The sequence below is a fragment of the Mesorhizobium sp. M7A.F.Ca.CA.004.12.1.1 genome (assembly GCF_003997835.1).
Taxonomy (GTDB): Bacteria; Pseudomonadota; Alphaproteobacteria; order Rhizobiales; family Rhizobiaceae; genus Mesorhizobium.
In genome coordinates, this window is the sequence record NZ_RZRK01000719.1 from 1 (window position 1) to 3,081 (window position 3,081).

Here is a 3,081-nt window from a genome sequence, read left to right on the forward strand (position 1 = left end):
CACGAAACCCCTGACTGCATCCGGGTTCTCGTTTGCCCATTGGTCATGGAAGACGTAACCGAGGGTCGAAACGGGTCCCAGAGCCCCGAGCGACTTTGCCGCGTCGTTCACGCCGATCAGTCGACGGAAGCCATTGGCCTCGAGACGGGCGCAAAAATGCCAGAAATTCAGCACCGCATCGAGTTCGCCCTGTATCGCCTTTTCCGAAATCAGCGGCGGCGCGCCGAAGACGATGTCGCTGGCTGCCGACAGGTCGACGCCGAGATCGCGTCTGCTCAGCGCTTGTATAAGCAGCCAACTCTTGTCGAGCGGGCCGCCGGCGACGCCGATTTTCTTGTCCTCGAGATCGGCGACCGTCCGGATCGGCGAATCCTCCTTCACCATGATCGCCCCCACGGAGGTCGAATAGGGGGTCAATGTGAGGTCGCCGCCTTCGGAGCGCTGGCGCGAGACCCACAGCCAGTCGGAGACGATCATGTCGATCGCGCCAGCCAGCATCGCGACGTTGGTTGCATCCTCGCCGGCGAAGTCGATGATCTCCAGATCGATCCCGTTGGCGGCATCGAATTTGTGCCGCCTTAGCGTATCGAGTTCCCAACTCACGGTTCCGAACTTCAGCACACCGAGGCGAATCCTGGCTGCCGCAACGACCGGCCTGGTAGCAAGAACAGCGGCTGTCCCGAGAACCGCCAGACGCAGCGTCATGCGCCGTGAAACCATCATGACACCTCCTCCCCAGGGTTCCGCGCTGCCAAATTAGATGGCTCGTTCCTTGCTCGGAAATGCGCATTTCCAGCGCATGACCTTGAGGTTCGGGTGTTCTTGAGACCATTTCGCGATTTCGCTGGGGGCAAGGATCATGCATTGGAACAGAGTGCCGCGGCTCTCGAAATAGAGATGTTCGTCTCGGCAATTGCTCGGATTGGCGCTGAGGCAAACCGTCAATATGAGATCGACCATGTCCATTCAGCACCTCTTGCGCGTTCCCAAACGCCCATATCGGCAAGCCCAGCCCAACCAGGAGCGAGGACAAAATCACCGCTTGCCGGATTTCCCGAGGTGCCAATGGAGAAACCGGAATGAGGTCAAGCTACGCGCTCGCCGGATAGCCGTCAACAAAGACGAATGGACAGGTCTCTTGAGCACCCAGGCCTCTAAACCTTTGTACGATTGACTTTCACAACATGCCAATTAGCTTCTGAGCCACGCGGCGCGGCTCCACGGGAGAAGCGGATATTCCACTCCACCGCGTAAGGCGCATGCAGACGGATCAAAGGATCGGCATGCGCAAATCGTCCAGGGCACCCAGACGATCAATGAGGAAATACCATGCGCGCAATCGCATTTTTCGCAGTCATGTCCGTTGTGCCCTTCATGGCGAGCCAATCCCAGGCCCAGGATGCGGCGGCCGGTGAGAAGGTCTTCGCCAAATGCAAGGTCTGCCATGCCGCCGACCAGGACAAGAACAAGGTCGGCCCGTCGTTGAACGGCGTCATAGGCCGAACGGCTGGGACACACCCGGGGTTCAGCTATTCTCAGGCGATGGTCGCGGCTGGAAAATCCGGCGTCAAATGGGATGAGCCCTCGCTGAAGACCTATCTTCACGATCCCAAGGCCATGATCAAAGGAACGAAGATGGCGTTTGTCGGCCTCAAGCAGGACGAAGACATCGCCAATGTCATTGCCTATCTGAAGCAATTCTCGAAATAGAGCGCAGCCGGCCGTTCGAATTTGCGTTCGGCCGGCGGACGCCTTGATCACGCATCGGCTTGCAGCTTCTGCATGGCCGAAGGCAGATCGAAAAGGCTGTCGCAAACAAGGTCGGCGCCAAGCTCTTCCACCGGAATGTGGCTGTAGCCGCCGCGCAACAGAATGACGGCCATGCCGGCGGCGCGTGCGGCACCCAGGTCAGCGCCACTGTCTCCGACCAGCAGCGCGTCACCGGCGTCGACCCCAAGCTGTGCCAACGCCAGCAGCAGGGCATCGGGCGCCGGTTTCAGGAATGTCACCGCGTCTCCGCCAACGATTGCGCCGAAATATTCCGTCAATCCGAAATGAAGCAGGATTTCGCGGGTCGCCAACTGCGGTTTGTTGGTTGCCACGCCCATGCTTACTCCGCCCAAATGAAAGTGGGTGAGAGCCTCCCTGACTCCAGGCATCAGCCTTGTCAGGCCGGTCAGATGCCGGCGGTAGATAGGCGCCATGACGCGATGGGCCTCATCGAGAGCGTTGCCGAGCAGTGGCGCTCCCGACGCGGCGAAGGCTCGCTCGATCAATTTCCTGACGCCGCCGCCGATCATGGCCGTGACCTGATCCAGGCGCAGCGGCGGCAGACCGCGACTGGCCAGCAGTTCGTTGACGGCGGCCGCTATGTCCGGTGCCGAGTCGACCAGCGTGCCGTCGAGATCGAACAGGATCGCCTTCGGCGATCGAAGCGGCCTACCTGCACCGACGTTCATGCGGCATCCTTCCACTTGATCGAGCAGCCGATCGAGGCGATCTGGTCCAGCGGCCCGTCGCCGGTTCGGGCAACCTGCTTCATCGCCTCGAACAGGTCGCGTCTCAGCCCGGGCGCTCCGGCTTCTCGTCGCGAGGCGTCCAGCCGACCGCGATATTGCAGTCCCAACTCGCTGTTGAACCCGAAGAAATCGGGAGTGCACACGGCTGCGTAATCGCGCGCCACAGTTTGGTGCTGGTCGTGCAGGTAAGGGAAGCTGAAGCCGTTCGTCGTGGCGAAGAGCTTCATTTGGTCGAAGGAATCCTCCGGGTAGGTGTCGGCATCGTTTGAGTTGATCGCGACAAAGCCGATACCTTCGGCCTTGAGGTCGTTGGCATCGCGCACGATACGTGAAATCACTGCCTTCACATAAGGGCAGTGATTGCAGATGAAGGCCACGACCAGACCGTTCGGGCCGGCCTGGCTGAAGATCGAATGCGACCTGCCGTCGACGCCAGGCAAAACGGCATCGATGGCGCGCCAGCCGAAATCGCAGACAGGGGGGACGGCCGCCATGCTTGCCTCCGATGGAATTGTTTACGCCGCTTTCCGGATCGCACCGTCGGCCGTCTGTCGGATGGCTC

At 60.6% G+C, this 3,081-nt stretch carries 5 protein-coding genes; 1 reads left to right on the plus strand and 4 read right to left on the minus strand.

The features are described from left to right. Both EN984_RS28315 and EN984_RS38325 read right to left on the minus strand, forming a co-directional pair. The coding region (locus EN984_RS28315) for an ABC transporter substrate-binding protein (protein WP_164765703.1) at positions 1–723 on the minus strand (723 nt) is incomplete at its 3' end. Between the two features lie 33 nt (positions 724–756). After that, on the minus strand, positions 757–966 hold the full coding sequence (locus EN984_RS38325; RefSeq protein WP_127269602.1) for a hypothetical protein: 210 nt from the start codon (positions 964–966) through the stop codon (positions 757–759). 363 nt (positions 967–1,329) lie between these two features. Between EN984_RS38325 and EN984_RS28325 the strand changes: the two genes are divergently transcribed. Beyond that, positions 1,330–1,710, plus strand: a complete 381-nt coding sequence (locus EN984_RS28325) for a cytochrome c family protein (RefSeq protein WP_127269601.1) — start codon at positions 1,330–1,332, stop codon at positions 1,708–1,710. Between the two features lie 47 nt (positions 1,711–1,757). Here the strand turns inward: EN984_RS28325 and gph are convergent, their stop codons facing one another. Beyond that, complete coding sequence (gene gph, locus EN984_RS28330) at positions 1,758–2,459, minus strand: phosphoglycolate phosphatase (RefSeq protein ID WP_127269852.1); 702 nt, start codon at positions 2,457–2,459, stop codon at positions 1,758–1,760. Further along, positions 2,456–3,013, minus strand: a complete 558-nt coding sequence (locus EN984_RS28335) for a thioredoxin family protein (RefSeq protein ID WP_127267897.1) — start codon at positions 3,011–3,013, stop codon at positions 2,456–2,458. The genes gph and EN984_RS28335 overlap by 4 nt, the downstream gene beginning before the upstream one ends. Positions 3,014–3,081: the final 68 nt, after the last annotated feature.